This window comes from Brenneria uluponensis, assembly GCF_032395385.1.
Classification (GTDB): Bacteria; Pseudomonadota; Gammaproteobacteria; order Enterobacterales; family Enterobacteriaceae; genus Prodigiosinella; species Prodigiosinella aquatilis.
Map to the genome: position 1 here is coordinate 2,066,359 of NZ_CP135917.1, position 18,592 is coordinate 2,084,950.

General features: G+C 49.2%; 15 protein-coding genes. 12 read left to right on the forward strand and 3 right to left on the reverse strand.

Going from position 1 to position 18,592, the window contains the following annotated elements:
• The first annotated feature begins 41 nt into the window (after positions 1-41).
• Complete coding sequence (locus tag RS889_RS09495; RefSeq protein ID WP_315710428.1) at positions 42-851, forward strand: arylamine N-acetyltransferase family protein; 810 nt, start codon at positions 42-44, stop codon at positions 849-851.
• A gap of 129 nt (positions 852-980) precedes the next feature.
• Here RS889_RS09495 and yegD read toward each other — a convergent pair whose 3' ends face one another.
• The 3 genes from yegD to mfd all read right to left on the reverse strand — a co-directional run bounded on the left by yegD (position 981) and on the right by mfd (position 7,552).
• Positions 981-2,336 carry a molecular chaperone gene (gene yegD, locus RS889_RS09500; RefSeq protein ID WP_315710430.1) on the reverse strand — a complete coding sequence of 452 codons (1,356 nt, stop codon included), beginning with the start codon at positions 2,334-2,336 and terminating at the stop codon, positions 981-983.
• 168 nt (positions 2,337-2,504) lie between these two features.
• Positions 2,505-4,010 carry an EAL domain-containing protein gene (locus RS889_RS09505; RefSeq protein WP_315710431.1) on the reverse strand — a complete coding sequence of 502 codons (1,506 nt, stop codon included), beginning with the start codon at positions 4,008-4,010 and terminating at the stop codon, positions 2,505-2,507.
• 92 nt (positions 4,011-4,102) lie between these two features.
• Positions 4,103-7,552: a transcription-repair coupling factor gene (gene mfd / locus RS889_RS09510; RefSeq protein WP_315710432.1), complete on the reverse strand. Its 3,450-nt coding sequence runs from the start codon at positions 7,550-7,552 to the stop codon at positions 4,103-4,105.
• A 137-nt stretch (positions 7,553-7,689) separates the two neighbouring features.
• On the opposite strand from mfd, the gene lolC reads away from it, so the two are divergent.
• The 11 genes from lolC (at position 7,690) to RS889_RS09565 (ending at position 18,368) form a co-directional block, all read left to right on the forward strand.
• Positions 7,690-8,892, forward strand: coding sequence for a lipoprotein-releasing ABC transporter permease subunit LolC (gene lolC, locus RS889_RS09515; protein ID WP_315710434.1), 1,203 nt, complete (start codon positions 7,690-7,692; stop codon positions 8,890-8,892).
• Complete coding sequence (gene lolD / locus RS889_RS09520; RefSeq protein ID WP_021016353.1) at positions 8,885-9,580, forward strand: lipoprotein-releasing ABC transporter ATP-binding protein LolD; 696 nt, start codon at positions 8,885-8,887, stop codon at positions 9,578-9,580. The genes lolC and lolD overlap by 8 nt, the downstream gene beginning before the upstream one ends.
• Positions 9,577-10,824, forward strand: a complete 1,248-nt coding sequence (gene lolE / locus RS889_RS09525) for a lipoprotein-releasing ABC transporter permease subunit LolE (RefSeq protein ID WP_021016352.1) — start codon at positions 9,577-9,579, stop codon at positions 10,822-10,824. The genes lolD and lolE overlap by 4 nt, the downstream gene beginning before the upstream one ends.
• 40 nt (positions 10,825-10,864) lie before the next feature.
• Positions 10,865-11,779: an N-acetylglucosamine kinase gene (gene nagK / locus RS889_RS09530; RefSeq protein WP_315710436.1), complete on the forward strand. Its 915-nt coding sequence runs from the start codon at positions 10,865-10,867 to the stop codon at positions 11,777-11,779.
• A 13-nt stretch (positions 11,780-11,792) separates the two neighbouring features.
• Positions 11,793-12,623 carry a Sir2 family NAD+-dependent deacetylase gene (cobB, locus tag RS889_RS09535; RefSeq protein ID WP_315710438.1) on the forward strand — a complete coding sequence of 277 codons (831 nt, stop codon included), beginning with the start codon at positions 11,793-11,795 and terminating at the stop codon, positions 12,621-12,623.
• A 590-nt stretch (positions 12,624-13,213) separates the two neighbouring features.
• Positions 13,214-14,215, forward strand: a complete 1,002-nt coding sequence (gene btuC / locus RS889_RS09540; RefSeq protein WP_021016348.1) for a vitamin B12 ABC transporter permease BtuC — start codon at positions 13,214-13,216, stop codon at positions 14,213-14,215.
• A gap of 88 nt (positions 14,216-14,303) precedes the next feature.
• Entirely contained in the window at positions 14,304-14,855 is a 552-nt protein-coding gene (locus tag RS889_RS09545; protein ID WP_315710439.1) for a glutathione peroxidase, read from the forward strand.
• 2 nt (positions 14,856-14,857) lie between these two features.
• Complete coding sequence (btuD, locus tag RS889_RS09550; RefSeq protein WP_315710440.1) at positions 14,858-15,628, forward strand: vitamin B12 ABC transporter ATP-binding protein BtuD; 771 nt, start codon at positions 14,858-14,860, stop codon at positions 15,626-15,628.
• Between the two features lie 165 nt (positions 15,629-15,793).
• Positions 15,794-16,267 carry an NlpC/P60 family protein gene (locus RS889_RS09555; RefSeq protein ID WP_021016345.1) on the forward strand — a complete coding sequence of 158 codons (474 nt, stop codon included), beginning with the start codon at positions 15,794-15,796 and terminating at the stop codon, positions 16,265-16,267.
• Between the two features lie 39 nt (positions 16,268-16,306).
• The gene (gene lplA / locus RS889_RS09560; protein ID WP_315710441.1) at positions 16,307-17,323 is read left to right on the forward strand and encodes a lipoate--protein ligase; all 1,017 of its coding nucleotides are present in this window, start codon (positions 16,307-16,309) and stop codon (positions 17,321-17,323) included.
• A gap of 310 nt (positions 17,324-17,633) precedes the next feature.
• Positions 17,634-18,368: an EAL domain-containing protein gene (locus RS889_RS09565; protein WP_315710443.1), complete on the forward strand. Its 735-nt coding sequence runs from the start codon at positions 17,634-17,636 to the stop codon at positions 18,366-18,368.
• The last annotated feature ends 224 nt before the right edge of the window (positions 18,369-18,592 follow it).

Sequence of the window (18,592 nt, forward strand, 5' to 3'; positions counted from 1 at the left end):
GAGATAATGAGAGAGATTAACCGGCTTATCGAGGATGAAAAATGCTGGATAGCACACAATTACATTATTATCTCCAGAGAATTGGCGTTGATTCACTGCCCTCAGAACCATCATTGTTATTACGAACTTTGCATATCGCCCATCTCAGAAATATCCCGTTTGAAAATCTGGATGTGGTTTTTAAAAGAAAGATAACATTGAGTCAATCCGCCATTTATAAAAAGGTTATTGAAAATGGACGCGGCGGTTTCTGTTATGAACTGAATTATGGCTTCTATCTGTTATTAAAAACCCTGGGTTTCACTACGCAGTTGTTATCTGGTCGGGTATTTAATGTTGAAGGATATGGCGCTTATTTTGACCATCTGCTTTTACTGGTTGATCTGGATAACCAGACGCTCATCGCTGATGTAAGTTTTGGTGATTCATTTTGTATTCCGCTTTTACTGGATGGAACGGTTTCTCATGAAGATGCCGCGAGCTATAAAATTATTCCTTTTGATGATGGCTATCAGTTGTTACAAAAGAAACCGCATGCCGACTGGGCACCGTTGTATATTTTTGATTTGCATCCCTGGCAGTTGGATGATTTCGCGGTTATGGCCGATTATCACCAAACATCCCCTCAATCGTTGTTTACGAAAAAATCGATTTGCAGTCGGGTAACGGAAGATGGTCGAATAACGTTGTCGGATAATCAATTAATTATTACGCGGCAGGGCAACAGAACTGAAGACGTCATTACGGATTGTAGCCGTTATATTGAGTGCTTAAGCCACCATCTCGGAATCCGTTTGCCGGAAGATTATAACGTTCAGCACTGGTTCGATTCGTTAGCTTCTCCATTATGAAATAATTCACACCTGCAATTGGCAAAAAACTCAGTTCACGGTATAAGGCGTTCAGATTCCATAGCCTGAACGCCTGAGAGAGAATGACAGAAGCTGTAGTCGCCATTGGCGTTAGCCAGCTAGTTTGGTTCATGCTTCCCGGAACACAATTTCCGCCCAGCGGGCCAGGCCTGCGGTGACAGAACCGAAATCATCGCCACTGGCAATCGGTATGCCGGGCAGACACTGCTGTACGGCGTCGCGCAACAGCGGTGAACGGGCGCTGCCGCCGGTCAGGTAAATGACATCCGGTCGGGTCTGTCCATCTTTCTGCACCAGCGCAATCTGCTGCTTGATATGTTCCAGCGGCTGGACAATCGCCTCTTTCAACTGACTAGTGGAGATCCGGGTTGTCAGATCGGGTGCAATGAAGGGCAAATCAGCCAGTGTGGTTTCACTCGCCGAAAGCGCAATCTTGTGCTCTTCAGCCACACGTACCAACCGATAACTCAGCTTTTGTTGCCAGACGGTCAATAATCGTTTTACCTGCTCAGGTTCGCGGGCGTCACGAATCAGGTCGCGCAGAAGCTTCCCACATGCCGCACTGTAAAATTCGCTTTGCGCCGGTACATCATTAATGGCAACGGCATTCCACCAAGGCAGAATCGGCAATGCTGTCCCTTTTTCCGTGCTGCCATTCATCCCGAGCAACGGGCAAAGTTGTTTGAAAGCCAGCATAATATCCAGATCGTTACCACCAACCCGGCAGCCGCTGTGCCCGAGCAAACTCTGCTGACGTTCGTGTTTCTGATGCCAGTTTGGTCCCATCAATAGCATTGAGCAATCGGTGGTACCGCCGCCGATATCCACTACCAGCACGCGTTTCTCTTCGTGCAGCGTGGCCTCAAAATCCAGCCCGGCGGCGACCGGTTCAAATTGAAACACCACATCCTGAAATCCGGCACGTTGTGCGGCCCGCGCCAGAATACCTTGTGCTTGCTGGTTGGATTCTTCGCCGCCAATACCTTGAAAATTAATCGGACGACCAATTACAGCACGATTAATGTTATCACTGAGCTGTAGCTCAGCCTGTAGGCGGATATGCAGCATCATGGCGCAGACCAGGTCTTCAAACAGAGCCACCTGTTGTGCTTTCAAGCCAATGGCGCCAAGAAAGGACTTCGGCGATTTAACAAACCAGACTTCTTGCGGGTCGTCCATATAGTGTGACAGTGAGGCTTGGCCAAACTGAACACTGCCGGAGTGAACGTGAATATCCTCTTCGCGGTTAAGGTTGATCGCCCGCTGTAATAATTGCGCATTTTCCCCGTCGGCAGGCACCTGATGGTGACGCCATAGCCATTCACTGACGGCTTCTCGCATTGGCGCACAAAGCATCGACGGCATATAGGGTGAACCGTTTTCCAATGGAAGTAGCCGTGGCGTACCCTGGTTCATTACCGCGACAGAGCAGTTTGCCGTGCCATAATCAAAACCCACAAACATTGTTATATCCCCATGCCATTAGAGAAGGGGCGGGAATTTACCGCTTTGAGGAGGCAGTTGTAAAGATGGATGACTGATAAATGTCTGTTTTGATAATAAGGTGTCAGAGGGTTGCACTTAGGATGTATGTTCACCGAGGCTTGTTTATCGTTGTAGCGTGTCTTCAATCTACGGTTTATCCAGCCATGTTTTTACTAATTCAGCAAAAGGCATGGGTATTGAAAACAGATAACCCTGTAGAAAATCAATTTTTCTGCTGGAAAGGAACTCAGCCTGAAATTCAGTTTCTACGCCTTCGGCGATAGTCACTAATCGCATTTTCTGTGCCATATCAATGACGCAGTTCACCAGTACGCTGGCTTGCGGGTCTTCTCGATTAATCATACTGACAAATGATTTATCAATTTTGATGATATTTACTTGTAGCTTTCTGAGATAGTCAAAATTTGAATATCCGGTACCAAAGTCATCCAGTGCGATCAAAATACCTGCTGCACTCAGCTTTTTGAAAAATGAAATGGTTTCCGGGGTGATATCAATTTTTTCACGTTCGGTAATTTCAACCATCAACCGAATTTTTTTATCACCGAGCGCGTCCATGAAATTCTGGCAATCGGTGATAAAATCATCGTATTGGCAATGCTGTGCGCTGATATTAATGCCAATGTGTAAGCCGTCGGGCAGTTTATCCAGATAAAGACTGAGATCCTGGATGACACGGTTCATTAGCGACTGTGTCAAAGGAATAATCAGACCACTTTGTTCGCACAATGGAATAAATACGTCCGGAGATATAATTCCTGTTCGGGGATGATTCCACCTGGCCAGCACCTCAAAACCATATATTTCGCGTGACTCGGTGGTTATCACCGGTTGATAGAAAGGAATGATTTCCTGATTTCGAATGGCCCTTTTTATTTCATCATAAGGTGATTTGCTTTGTGTTAAGTATTTATAAGTCAGACCCCCGGAACTGAGTGAAATCAGCAGAATAACCAGAAATGTCATTTTTTCCTGACGCCAGAAATCGTTAAGCGAATAGTCATCGGTGGAAGAGAATAAAACGGCAAAATGATATCGGTTGGAAGGGATGATAACAAAATTACGATGATTGTCCGGATCGAATGACATCACTTTACCGTCAACGGAAATCCAGGTATAGCCAGCCTGCATATACAAGCTCCGCCGCTTACTGAGAAAATTAAGTACGCTGATGAGGGGAGGGACATGAATGCCTATTCCCACACTACCGTTGGCGGTGGTTTTCAGGTACATCAACAAGGGGGTATTTGGTGTAACCGTGTTGCCGGCTAATAACGCCAGTTGCCCTTTATAAAAACGTGCCAGCATCGCCGGGCGATGGTCTACACCAAATAACGAGGAACAATAAACCACATTGTCTTTAATCAGGCTTACGGTTCTCAGATGACTCTCTCTGGCCGCCATCATATTGAGCTTTCTGATGACATCGGGGGTACAGGATCGCCCCAGCAAGGGGGTGCTGAGTTCAGCCGTCTGTTGCGCTTCATTAATAACTTTTTCAATATTATTGACAGCTTTCTCGGCATTAGATACCGCTAATTTATAATCAGCCTGATAATCCTGATAATAAATAACCCCCACCCCGATGATTAGCATCGTTAAAAAGGTTAAAGAAGCAATTAGTTTATTCATCTATTCATGGCCCCTACTAACCTTCTTGTCTTGCTATATCGGCGTTTGTAACGCCGACTTGAATTGAACCATGATAGTTTTGATGAAAAACTTCACACTGCGCAAGTGTGTTGTGCCATATTCCCCAGAAGATTGTCGATAAATTCAAGACGTTGCTGGCGGGCAGTCAAATCCTTGATAAATTTTAACCGTGCAGGGCCATCCAGCCGATAAACCTTGGGTTCCCGTTGTAGTAAACCAATCAGGTGTGTGGGATCAACACAGTTATCTTGACTAAATTCGATAAAACCGCCTTTTTCGTTACTTTCAATTCGTTTAATTCCAAGCTTGTGTGCCTGCTGGCGTAGCGCGGCAATCTGCAGCAGGCTGCGGGTGGCATCTGGCAGTTGTCCAAAGCGATCAATTAGCTCGACTTTTAGCTCATCCAGCTCGTTTGCTTGTTTGGCGCTGGCAATACGCTTATAGAACGAGAGCCGGGTATTTACATCCGGGATAAAGTCATCAGGCAAGAGCGCCGGCAAGCGTAGCTCCACATCGGTCTGACTGCTGATGAGATCTTCCAATGAGGGTTCGCGGCCTGCTTTGAGCGATTCGACGGCGCTTTCCAGCAGTTCCATATACAGTGAAAACCCGACACTTTCCATCTGGCCGCTCTGATCTTCCCCCAGCAATTCACCAGCACCACGAATTTCCAAATCGTGGGTGGCCAGCGCAAAACCGGCGCCCAAATCTTCCAACGAGGCAATGGCCTCGAGGCGTTTGTGTGCATCGACACTCATTGCTTTGGGATTCGGCGTCAGCAGATAGGCATATGCCTGGTGGTGGGAGCGCCCCACGCGTCCGCGTAACTGGTGCAATTGTGCCAGACCAAAATGGTCGGCCCGCTCGATGATGATGGTATTGGCGCTGGGAATGTCGATACCGGTTTCAATAATAGTAGTACATACCAGCACATTGAAACGTTGATGATGGAAGTCATTCATGACGCGTTCCAGGTCGCGTTCACGCATCTGACCATGCCCGATGGTGATGCGAGCTTCCGGCACCAGTTCATTCAGGCGTTGCGCCGCCTTTTCAATATTTTCGACATCGTTATAGAGGTAATACACCTGGCCACCACGCAGAATTTCACGCAGGATAGCTTCCTTCACTACCAGACTGTCATATTCACGCACGAAAGTTTTCACCGCCAGACGTCGCGCCGGCGGGGTGGCGATAATAGACAGATCACGCATACCACTCATTGCCATGTTTAGCGTGCGGGGAATTGGCGTGGCGGTCAGTGTCAGGATATCCACATCGGCACGCATAGCTTTAATGCGCTCTTTGTGTCGTACACCAAAGCGGTGCTCTTCATCTACGATCAACAGGCCGAGATCGTGCCAGTGCACATCACTCTGCAACAGCTTGTGGGTGCCGATCAGAATGTCAACTTTCCCGTCCAGTGTCTGTTCCAGTATCTTGGCTTGTTCACGTTGGCTGCGGAAACGTGAGAGCATCTCGATTTTTACCGGCCAGTTGGCAAAGCGATCGAGGAAATTATCATAGTGCTGCTGAGCCAGCAGTGTCGTAGGTACCAGCACCGCAACTTGTTTATGGTTTTCTATGGCCAGAAACGCGGCACGCATAGCCACTTCGGTTTTACCGAATCCCACATCACCGCACACTAGACGGTCCATCGCCAGTGGACGGCACATATCACTCAATACCGCGTTGATGGCTTGTTCCTGATCGGGTGTGGTTTCAAACGGAAATCCCTGACAGAACAACTGATACTGCTGTTTATCATGCTTAAAGGCAAAACCGCTCTTGGCGGCGCGCTGTGCATAGATATCCAGCAGCTCGGCCGCGACATCGCGTACTTTTTCTGCTGCTTTCTGTCGGGCGCGCACCCAGGCGTCGCCGCCCAGCTTGTGCAGTGGCGCACTGTCGTCGGCACCGCCAGCATAACGACTGATCAGATGCAGGGAGGATACCGGAACATAGAGTTTGTCCGCTCCGGCGTAATTCAGAATCAGATATTCAGCTTTGATGCCACCCGTTTCCAACGTAGTCAGACCAGCATAGCGTCCAACACCATGCTCCAGATGAACTACCGGCTGACCAGGACGTAACTCGGCCAGATTACGGATCAGTGTATCGGCATTGATGGTACGTCGATTATCTTGACGCCGACGGCTGACGCGTTCGCCCAGCATATCGCTTTCGCAGATCAGCGCTCGTTGACGTAGCGTGTCAATAAAACCGTGTTCGCTGGCTCCAATCAGTAGATAAGGGCCTTTGGTTTTAGCCTGTTCCAAACGGGTAATAGGAGAGGGTGCCAGCTTGATGCGGGACAGCAGTTCTTGCAAGGTTTCACGGCGGCCTTCGCTTTCTACGGAGAAGATAATCTGACCAGTAAACTGTTCCACAAAGCGGCGCAACGCATCCAGCGGGGCCTTGAGCTGATGCTGGACTGCGAGATCGGGCAGAGACTGGTAGCCCAGATTCACGTTAGCGGTTTTGTGTGGCAGTGTATCGGTACGCAGTTGTATGCGTGGCCAGTTTTTCAACTCCCCGAACAATGCGTCAACCGGTAGCCATAATACGTCGGGCGACAACAAAGGACGCATGGGGTCAATGCGGCGGTTTTCAAAGCGCTGCTGGATATCCAGCCAGAAACGTTCCGCACTTTGTTGGATATCGCCACTGTTTACGATCAGCGAGTTATTCGGAAGATAGCTGAACAACGAGGGTAAGGGCTGGTTGAAAAACAGGGGTTGCCAGTACTCAATGCCCGCCGGCCAGCTATTTTTACTGACTTGCTGGTAGATATGTTCTGCATCACGGCGGACATCAAACTGTTCACGCCACTGACTACGGAACAGCTCAATTGCTGTTTTGTCAGTCGGAAATTCATGTGCGGGCAGCAGGTTAATATGGTTGACTTCACTCAGTGTGCGCTGGGTATCGATATCAAACAGACGCAGACTATCGATTTCGTCGTCGAAAAAATCGATGCGGAAGGGTTCTTCACTTCCCATCGGAAACAAGTCCAGCAAGGCTCCCCGGGTGGCAAACTCACCATGTTCCATCACTTGGTCGACACTGCGATAACCCGCTTGCTCCAGTTGTGACCGTAACTTGTCCCGTGACAGGCGTTGTCCTTGTTTCAAGACCAGCGCATGACCATGCAGGAACGAATGTGGGCATACTTTCTGCATCAGGGTGTTGATCGGCAGAATCAGTACGCCGCGTTCCAATGTTGGTAACTGATACAGTGTGGATAAACGACTCGAGATAATTTCCTGATGAGGAGAGAAGCTATCGTAAGGAAGCGTTTCCCAGTCAGGCAGTGTGATGACCGGATGTTCGGTAAATTGCTGAACTTCATCCCGTAACCGCAAGGCATTTTGCATATCAGGGGCGATGAGCACGACCAACCCGGTATGGCGTTCAATGATTTCGGCACATTCTACGGCGCAGGCAGCGCCAGTCAGTTGTCCCAGCAGGCGTTGCTCACCCATTTTGCATGGCAACGTATAACGATATTGTTCAGGCATAATCTGATTATCAGGTCTCAGCCTCAGTATCCGTCAAGAAAAAGCCGGAGAGAGAGGTAGTTAGGGTTCCATAAAGCGGTGCTACCCTTTATTATCCTTGATCACTTTGCTTTAGCAACCTCATCCAGACGGATTTCATGTATCAACCTGTCGCTTTATTTATTGGCTTGCGCTACATGCGTGGGCGGGCCTCGGATCGTTTCGGGCGTTTTGTTTCCTGGCTGTCAGCTATTGGCATCACGCTGGGGGTAATGGCGTTAGTCACCGTGTTATCCGTTATGAACGGATTCGAGCGAGAGCTGGAGAACAATATCCTGGGGCTGATGCCGCAGGCGCTTATCACCACTCCCCAGGGGTCACTTGACCCGAAAACACTACCTGCTTCCTCGCTTGACAGTCTGAAGGGGATAAAACGTATTGCTCCTTTGACCACCGGTGAAGTGGTTTTGCAGAGTGCCCGCAGTGTGGCGGTCGGCGTGATGCTGGGTATTAATCCTGATGAACCGGACCCGTTGTCTTCTTATCTGGTTAATACCCGGCAGCAACAATTACAGCCAGGGAGTTATCAAGTGATTCTTGGCGAGAAGTTGGCGAGCCAACTAGGGGTGAAGCGAGGCGATCAACTGCGTCTGATGGTGACCAGTGCCAGCCAACTGACACCGATGGGGCGTATCCCGAGTCAGCGTTTGTTCACTGTCGCGGGTACCTTCGCCGCCAATAGTGAGGTAGACGGTTATGAACTGTTGGTTAATCAACAGGATGCTTCACGTCTGATGCTCTACCCGCTGGGCAATATTACCGGCTGGCGTCTGTGGCTTCAGCAACCATTGAGTGTCGATACGCTCAGTCGGCAGACACTGCCGCCTGGGACGGTGTGGAAAGATTGGCGGGAACGCAAGGGCGAATTATTTCAGGCGGTAGGAATGGAGAAAAACATGATGGGACTGTTGCTCAGCCTAATCATCGCCGTTGCCGCTTTTAATATCATTACTTCACTGGGGTTACTGGTGATGGAAAAACAGGGCGAGGTTGCCATCCTGCAAACGCAGGGGCTGACCCGAGGTCAGATTATGGCGGTATTTATGGTGCAGGGTGGTAGTGCCGGGATTATTGGCTCACTATTGGGGGCGTTGTTAGGCATGTTGCTGGCCAGCCAGCTTAATGCATTGATGCCAATGTTGGGGTTGTTGATTGATGGTGGTGCACTGCCGGTCATGATCATGCCGGAACAGGTGGCGGTTATTGCGTTGATCTCAATGCTGATTGCGCTGCTTTCCACGCTTTATCCTTCCTGGCGCGCGGCCGCCGTACCTCCTGCTGAGGCTTTACGTTATGAATAATTCATTTTTATTGCAGTGTAACCGCCTGTGCAAACGCTATCAGGATGGAAAACTGTCTACCGATGTGCTGCGCGATGTCTCTTTTGAGATGCGCGGCGGGGAAATGATGGCTATCGTCGGCAGTTCTGGTTCTGGTAAAAGTACGCTGCTGCATTTGCTGGGAGGATTGGATTCTCCCACTTCGGGAGACGTTATTTTCAAGGGTAAAGCACTGGATAAACTCTCTTCTGCCGCCAAAGCTGGGCTTCGTAACCGGGAATTGGGATTTATTTATCAGTTTCATCACCTGTTGCCGGATTTTTCTGCGCTGGAGAATGTTGCCATGCCGTTACTAATCGGCAAGGTTGCCCCTGGGGAGGCGAAAGAAAAGGCCCTTGAAATGTTGGCAGCGGTAGGTCTGGAAAAACGGAGTCAACATCGTTCTTCCGAGCTTTCCGGTGGCGAACGCCAGCGGGTTGCCATTGCTCGTGCACTGGTTAACAATCCGTCGTTAGTGCTGGCAGATGAACCGACCGGCAACCTTGATCAGCATACTGCGGATACCATTTTTGAGTTATTGGGTGAACTGAATGTGCGTCAGGGGACGGCATTCCTGGTCGTGACCCATGACTTGCATCTTGCCGGTCGTCTGGGCCGTCAACTGGAGATGCGTGATGGTCAGTTGCAGTTGATGGGAGCGCAACAATGACGTTTCCTCCGCTCTCCCTGCTGGTTGGTTTGCGCTTTAGTCGTGGCAGACGGCGTAGCGGCATGGTGTCACTGATTTCGGTGATTTCCACCATCGGTATTGCTCTGGGGGTCGCCGTCCTGATAGTGGGGCTGAGTGCGATGAATGGCTTTGAGCGCGAATTGAACAATCGCGTTCTGGCAGTGGTGCCTCATGGGGAGATTGAGCCAGTTAATCCACCTTTTCTCGGGTGGCAGGCACTATTGCCGAAAATTGAGCAGGTGCCGGGGATTGTAGCTGCGGCACCTTACATCAATTTTACCGGTTTGCTGGAAAATGGCGCTAATTTGCGGGCCATTCAGATGAAAGGCGTCGATCCCCAGCAGGAAAAACGTCTCAGTGCGTTGCCGAATTTTGTCTTGAATAACGCCTGGTCACGATTTCATTCCGGTGAACAGCAGGTCATCCTGGGTAAAGGCGTTGCTGATTCGCTACATGTTAAAGCGGGCGATTGGGTGACGGTCATGATTCCCAATAGCGATCCACAGATGAAGCTGCTGCAACCCAAACGTATTCGTTTACACGTCAGTGGTATCTTGCAATTGAGTGGGCAGTTGGATCACAGCCTGGCGCTGGTGCCACTGGCAGACGCGCAACAGTATCTGGAGATGGGGGATAATGTTACTGGTATTGCGATTAAGGTCAAAGATGTGTTTGCCGCTAACAAGCTGGTGCGGGATGCTGGTAAAGCCACCAATGATTACGTCTATATTCGCAGTTGGATCGGTACCTATGGCTATATGTACCGTGATATTCAGATGATCCGCACTATTATGTATCTGGCGATGGTGCTGGTGATCGGTGTGGCCTGCTTTAACATCGTTTCAACGCTGGTCATGGCCGTGAAGGATAAAAGTAGTGATATCGCGGTGTTGCGTACGTTGGGTGCCGGAGATGGACTGATTCGTGCCATTTTCGTCTGGTATGGTTTGCTGGCGGGATTGCTGGGCAGTGTTGTCGGTGCGGTTATCGGCGTTATCGTCACGTTGCGGCTAACCGCGATTATCCGCGGTATTGAAGCATTGATCGGGCATCGTTTTTTATCTGGTGATATCTATTTTATTGATTTCTTGCCGTCTGAACTGCACATGACTGATGTGGTGAGTGTGCTGGTAACCGCGCTGCTTTTGAGCCTGATCGCCAGTTGGTATCCGGCTCGCCGGGCCAGCCGTATTGATCCTGCCCGGGTATTAAGCGGACAATAATCATCGCAGCAGCAGGCAACCGTGTTGGAGGGGGGCAGTAATGTATTACGGTTTCGACATGGGTGGCACTAAAATAGAGATGGGCGTGTTTGATGCCAACTTGCAACGTCTATGGCAACGACGGGTGCCAACCCCGCGAGACAGTTATGAAGAACTGTTGCAGACGGTTATCACGCTGACGAAAGAAGCTGATGCTGAGATAGGCAGCCCCGGCAAGGTCGGCATCGGTGTGCCCGGTATTCAGGCTGGCGGAAACGGCGCGTTATTTACTGCCAATCTACCTGCCGCCATGGGGCGCCCGCTACAGGCTGACTTGAGTCAACGGTTGCAGCGTGATGTCAGAATCAGTAATGATGCCAACTGTTTTGTCCTCTCCGAAGCCTGGGATGAAGAGTTTCGGTGTTATCCGGTGGTGCTGGGTATTATTCTTGGCACGGGGATGGGGGGCGGACTGGTAATTAATGGCAGATTAGTTAATGGTTATAACGGTATCACGGGTGAGTTTGGCCATTTCCGCCTGCCATGTGATGCGCTGGATGTTCTTGGCGTTGACATCCCGCGTCAGCCCTGTGGTTGCGGACAGACCGGATGCGTAGAGAATTATATCTCTGGCCGCGGTTTTGAGTGGCTATACGCGCATTTTTACCGGCAACCGCTGTCAGCCCCGGTGATTATCCAGAATTATCGCAACGGTGAGACTCAGGCGATATCGCATGTGGCGCGCTTCATGAATCTACTGGCGGTTTGTCTGGGTAACCTATTGACTATCTTCGACCCACATCTACTGGTGTTGGGTGGCGGATTATCCAATTTTGAGGAGATTTACCGGCAATTGCCGGAGCAGCTTCCTTCCCACCTGATGCCGATAGCGCGTTTGCCACGGATTGAAAAGGCGCGCTACGGCGATGCTGGTGGGGTTCGCGGAGCAGCCTTGCTACACCTAGTGGGGGAATAATGAAGGAGCTTTTATGCATACGCGTAAGCGATTAAACCGTTTTCATCAAGGGAAACGTATGCGCCAACAGCGTTTGCGTGCCCGTATTTTCCATATTGATTATCTGGCGAGTAATGATGTGAAAAAACCACGCGTTGTCGTGCTCACCGGCGCCGGGATCTCTGCCGAGTCAGGTATTCGCACTTTTCGCGCGGTGGATGGCCTATGGGAGAACCACCGGGTTGAGGATGTGGCGACACCGGAAGGTTTTCAGCGTGATCCGCAACAGGTTCAGAATTTTTATAATGAACGCCGGCGTCAGTTACAACAGCCGGAGGTGATGCCTAACGCGGCCCATCTGGCGCTGGCTAATCTGGAAGCCATGCTGGGTGATAACTTCCTGTTGGTGACGCAGAATATTGATAACCTGCATGAACGCGCTGGTAGTAAGCGAGTGATCCATATGCATGGTGAATTGCTTAAGGTGCGTTGCAGTCAAAGTGGTCAGGTCTTCGACTGGACGGGTGATTTATCCGTCGAGGAGCGTTGCCACTGTTGTCAGTTTCCAGCACCACTACGTCCGCATGTGGTCTGGTTTGGCGAGATGCCGCTAGAAATGGACCATATCTATCACGCATTGGCGAAGGCTGACTATTTCGTCGCTATTGGCACGTCCGGACATGTTTATCCGGCAGCTGGCTTTGTGCATGAAGCCCACTCTCACGGTGCTTATACCATTGAAATGAATCTGGAACCCAGTCAGGTAGAAAGTCAGTTTGATGAGAAGATTTATGGTCCGGCCAGTCAGATAGTGCCGGAATTTGTCGGTGCCTGGCTCAGCCGGCGTAAGCGTATCGTATTCTGAGCTATCTCTATCTGTTCAAAATGGAACCCGAGGTTTAATGCTGGTCAGTGATGGCCTGTCGATAACCCGGGTTCCTTGTTTATATCCCGGTCCAGTAACAGAAAACAACATCGCGAGCCTTAACATCTCAGTGTTCGCTTTTGCCCGGTTGCTCAGGTAACTGCCGACATTCACAGGTCTGGTCAAAAGGAAGGTTACCCGCGTGATTGTAGAAGCAGAATTCGCATTCTCCACAGTCTGGCGTTTTCTTTACCATTGATGGCTTCGGCTCAGTTTTTCCCCGCAGGCGGCGGAAAGTTTGAATCAGAAATGTCAGCATAATGCGACCTCACTGACTTTAGTCATCATACCCGAATAAGAGATCCGTTGATGGAGTCTCTCCCATACCAATAAGGGTAGCCGATATTTCAGGATGCCTACTGCATCCGCTATCAAATCAGGACAACAAGCGCCATTTTGAGGGCTGAAAGGAAAAAACTTCGCCTAATTGATGATGCAATATAGATGAGTTGCATGCCATTATCTTGATTCATATGTAGATATACGCATGATTACGGTAATACTCCTAATTTTTAGGGCCATAATAAATTATGCACTCCGCTGGCAGGTGTTATACCCAACTGAAACAGCAGCAACAGATTCGTGCTCGTTGGCAGATAGCCGGGCTGTTGTTGTTCATGTTGGTTGTGTTGATGGTGAGTTTGTGTGCGGGTGACCGGTGGATCTGGCCATCGCACTGGCTTGATGATGGGCAATCATTGTTTGTCTGGCAACTGCGGTTACCCCGCACGCTGGCCGTGATGCTCGTGGGCGCTAGTCTGGCGATGAGCGGTACGGTGATGCAGGCCATTTTTGACAATCCACTGGCGGAGCCCGGATTACTGGGTGTTTCTAACGGTGCTGGCGTGGCGTTAGTGCTAGCTGTGTTACTGGGGCAAGGTCAGTTACCCGTCTGGATACTTAGTCTGTGTGCAATAGCCGGCGCACTGCTGGTGACGTTTTTGTTGCTGAATTTTGCCAGAAAGCGGGTATCCAACGCTCGTTTGCTGTTGATCGGGGTGGCGCTGGGGATCATTTGCAGCGCCATCATGACCTGGGCGGTTTATTTCAGTACCAGCCTGGATTTGCGCCAGCTCATGTATTGGATGATGGGAGGGTTCAGTGGCATTGACTGGCGTTATGGCTGGTTGATGCTGGTGCTGGTACCGCCGATCATCTGGCTGGCGAGGCGTGGGATGGTGCTGAATCAATTGGCATTGGGGGAGATTCAAGCCAGGCAGCTTGGTGTGTCTGTATATCGCTGGCGTAATGTTATGGTTCTGGTGATCGGTGCCCTGGTAGGACTCAGTGTCGCGTTGGCGGGGGTGATCGGGTTTATTGGTCTGGTGATTCCGCATATTTTGCGCTTGTGTGGTCTGACGGATCAGCGTTATTTATTGACCGGATGTGCATTGGCTGGTGGGAGTGTTCTGATGTTGTCGGACACGGTAGCCCGGGTTGTGCTCATCTCCGCTGAACTGCCCGTTGGGGTTGTGACGGCAACGCTCGGTGCACCGTGGTTTATCTGGTTGTTATTACGCAACAAGGCGTGATGGTTTTCAGCCCGTCAGTTAGAAACATTGGTTTAATAATACACCGGTATTAGCAATACACCGGTTCAACAATAAACAGGAATAGATAATGAGCAACGATTTATATTCGATTCCCCTGCGAACTATTGATGGTCGTGAGACGACGCTGGCAGATTGGCAAAACAGCGTGATTCTGGTGGTGAATGTGGCTTCCCAGTGTGGGTTGACGAAACAGTATGAAGGACTGGAAGCGTTGTATGAAACCTATAAAGCCCGCGGATTTGTGGTGCTAGGTTTCCCTTCCAATGAATTCGCCGGGCAGGAGCCAGGCAGCGACGAAGAGATTCAGACGTTCTGCCGTGGCACCTTCGGCGTGCAATTTCCGATGTTCAGCAAGATTGAAGTCAATGGCATGGGACGTCATCCGTTATACCGTTTACTGATTGAGGCTCAGCCACAGGCCCTCCGGCCAGATGGCAGTGAATTTTACGAACGACGTATAAGTCGGGGACAGGGGCCAGCGCATGCCGAGGATATTTTATGGAATTTCGAAAAATTTCTGATTAATCGACAAGGGCAGGTCATTCAGCGTTTTTCACCGGATATGACCCCGGATGATACCATGATCGTCAATGCCATCACTCGGGCGCTGGCAGAGTAACCATGTCAGTCACATCGTTGTTGCGGTTGGAACAAGCCGGTGTCAGGCAACGTTTGTTGCCGGTGGATGCAGAGTGCCACACAGGCGAATTGCTGCACATCATCGGCCCGAATGGCGCAGGGAAGAGTACCTTACTGGCGTTGATGGCCGGATTAATTGAAGGATGCGGCGAAGTGGTACTGGCAGACAAACCGCTGTCACACTGGTCTGGTCGCGATTTGGCACTGCTGCGTGCCTATTTGCCGCAACAGCATCCGCCAGTTGCGCTGATGCCGGTTTTTCAGTATCTCTGGCTGCATCAGCCGCCATTGAACAACATTGCCGGGATTGATGATGTGGTACAGATGCTGGCTGAACGATTGATGTTGGCAGATAAGCTACAGCGTTCACTAACACAGCTTTCCGGTGGTGAATGGCAGCGGGTGCGGCTGGCTGCGGTACTGTTGCAGGTTTGGCCGTCGGTTAATACCTCGGCGCGATTATTGCTGCTGGATGAACCAGACACCAGTCTGGATATCGCCCAGCGGGTTGTGTTGGATGAGCTTTTGTCTGAACTGTGTTGCGCCGGTATTGGTGTGGTAGTGTCTACCCATGATTTGAATCATAGCCTCCATCACGCTGATCGTATCTGGTTGATGGCTGATGGAAAGCTGGTCGCACAAGGGAAAACCGAAAAGGTCATGCAGCCGGAGACATTGTCACCGGTTTTTGGTGTCATCTTCCAACGACATAGTGTTGACGGACATCACTGGATGATTACCCGCAGTGCCTGACCCAGGAGGTCTTATGCGTATAAAGGCGATAAAAAAACATCTGTTTCTTTGCCATTACGAACGCTAATAAATTGATATAGTTGACTATGGTTATAGCAGGCGATTTGTTCTGGCACCTAGTGCAGGCAAACCTTACGACTATTCGACAGACATGAGAGTAGACGCATGATCCTGATCCGCTGGAGATATTGTCTATTATTGGCAAGTTTAGCGCTGGTGGGCTGTAGCAGCCATGTGCCGCAACAGAGCGCGCGTTTGAGTAATTCAGCGGAAGTCGTGATTCAACTGGATGATCAATTGTCGCAATGGCAGGGAACGCCTTACCGGTATGGCGGTCTGGATCACCGAGGTATTGATTGCTCTGGTTTTGTCTATCTGACATTTCGTGATCGTTTTGGCCTGATATTACCGCGTTCCACCGAGGGGCAAACCGAGATCGGTACGCCAGTTGATCGTGATGATCTGCTTCCCGGCGATCTGATTTTTTTCAAAACCGGCAGTAGCGGTAGCGGGCTGCATGTAGGAATTTATGACACTGATGCTCAATTTATTCACGCTTCTACCAGCAGAGGCGTAATACGTTCTTCTCTCGATAATGTGTACTGGCAACGGGCTTACTGGCAGGCACGTCGTATTTGATTGTGGTTATGGTCGGTTCTTTTTCTGCATGGAGTGGTTATGTCGTCGTTGCGTTTATTGCTCTCTACGTCGTTTGATCCCTGGTTTAATCTGGCGGTGGAAGAGTGTATTTTCAGGCAAATGCCATCAACGCAACGGGTCCTGTTTCTATGGCGTAACGCGGAAACGGTAGTGATTGGTCGGGCACAGAATCCGTGGAAAGAGTGCAATACCCGACGTATGGCAGAAGATGGGGTCAAACTGGCGCGGCGCAGCAGTGGTGGTGGGGCGGTTTTTCATGATTTAGGGAATACCTGTTTTACCTTTATGGCGGGCAAACCCGAATATGACAAGCGAGTGTCTACCCACATTATTTTGGATGCGCTGGTCATGCTGGGAATCGAAGCTACGGCGTCCGGGCGCAATGACCTGGTGGTGCCAACGGCTGAGGGGATTCGGAAAATTTCTGGTTCTGCTTATCGTGAAACTCGAGATCGGGGTTTTCATCATGGGACGCTATTGTTAAATGCCAATCTTTCCCGTCTGGCCGATTATCTCAATCCTGATGTAAAGAAACTGCAAGCAAAAGGTATTGCTTCTGTTCGTTCTCGCATTGTTAATTTGGTGAAATTGTTACCAGATATCACTCATGAAAATGTTTGTCAGGCAATTACAGAAGCCTTTTTCCGTTACCATCAAGTTCGTTGTGAGCCGGAGTTGATCTCCCCGGCGGCATTACCCGATCTCCCAGGGCTGGAGGCGCAATTCATAAAGCAAAGTCGCTGGGAATGGAATTTCGGTCAGGCACCAGATTTTACCCATTCTCTGGATACCCGTTTCTCGTGGGGCGGAGTGGAGCTGCATTTTGACATCGAGCGGGGTGTCATTAGCCGCTGTCAACTTTTTACCGACAGCCTTAATCCTGAACCACTGGAAACACTGGCCGGTAGATTAAAGGGGAAGGCATATCGTCCTGATGAACTAACGAAAATCGGTAAACAAATGGCGTTACAATACCCACAGCATCAGAGTGAAGTTGTGCAGTTAATTGACTGGCTAAGTGAAAGCATTCGGTAATAAATAGAAATAGTTATAGGTATTTTGTCAGATAAGCGAAAAAAAAATTGTGTTATTCTAAAATTGAACTATAAATTATTAGTGATTTTTTTCGTAAAATGGGTATTCGCCGAAAAAGGAGCAAGGTTATTAATAATGTCTTTTCGCCTTTAATACGGCAGACGATGGAACGACATCTTTTTCTAAAAGAATGATATGGTTAATAATCTTTAAATTTATATGGGAGTGGTTTTAGCGAATCGGACTAGGCTTAATATTAATTAAGTCTGCCTGTGTTGACAGGTTTCACTTAACTTTTGGCTATGACACTATGCGTATCCGGCTTGAGATTGATTATATCAGCAAGTATCTGTTTTCTCCTATTTATAGCTTAGCGTCAAAATTATACGCAGTAGAAATGATAGGTCGTTTTCATAGCGTATCAGGTAACCTGGCCATGCCACAGGAGATCCTGATGGGAATGCTGAACAGAAAACAGAAAGAAACACTGTTAACAGAACAGTTGTCGATTATTAAAAGTAAATCAGATTGGTTTAAGGATAATCAAATTCTTTTACTATTAAAAATAGACTACGGTCTGTCAGAGTTTCTGCTCGGAAATGAGCAGATCAGGAATGAATTACAAGCGCTTACATTTGTACAACTTGAGATTAATGAGACTTTCCCTAACTTATCTCAGGGTAAAGAGAGTCGGAGTATCTCGGAATTAAGCTCATCCTTTGATTTGTGGCTGGATAATTTTGGTTCAGGTCAAAGCAATTTGAAACCACTTTATGATGGGCTGGTGCATAATGTGAAGCTGAATCCTAATTTCGTCTGGAAATTATTATCCCGTCCGGTTTCTGTTTCTATGATGAGTCCTTTATTGCATGTTATGAAAAAACATTGCCACTCATTAACTGTGGTTGCCAAAGGCATTGATAATACAGATTATCTGGAAAAGGCTTACAGTCTGGATATTAATGCGGTACAGGGTAACCTGTGGCCTGCTGTACCATTGGAGCAACTAGAGAATCAGCTATTACCTTCCGTTTGCTATGGTTAGTCGCGGGTTGCCGTATTTCATTTGCACCATAGCATTTATGGCAATATCCCTATTGTTAATCAGTGTTAATTTCCCCCGCGTAGTTTTACACTCTCGGTAATAACCATATGGCTCAGTTGATGAACTGAGATACCTGGAGTGATCATGGTGTGAAGTATCTATGATGTAAGGAACACCTCACACTATGTTTCCCCTATCATCAACGTATGTGGACCGTTTTACGG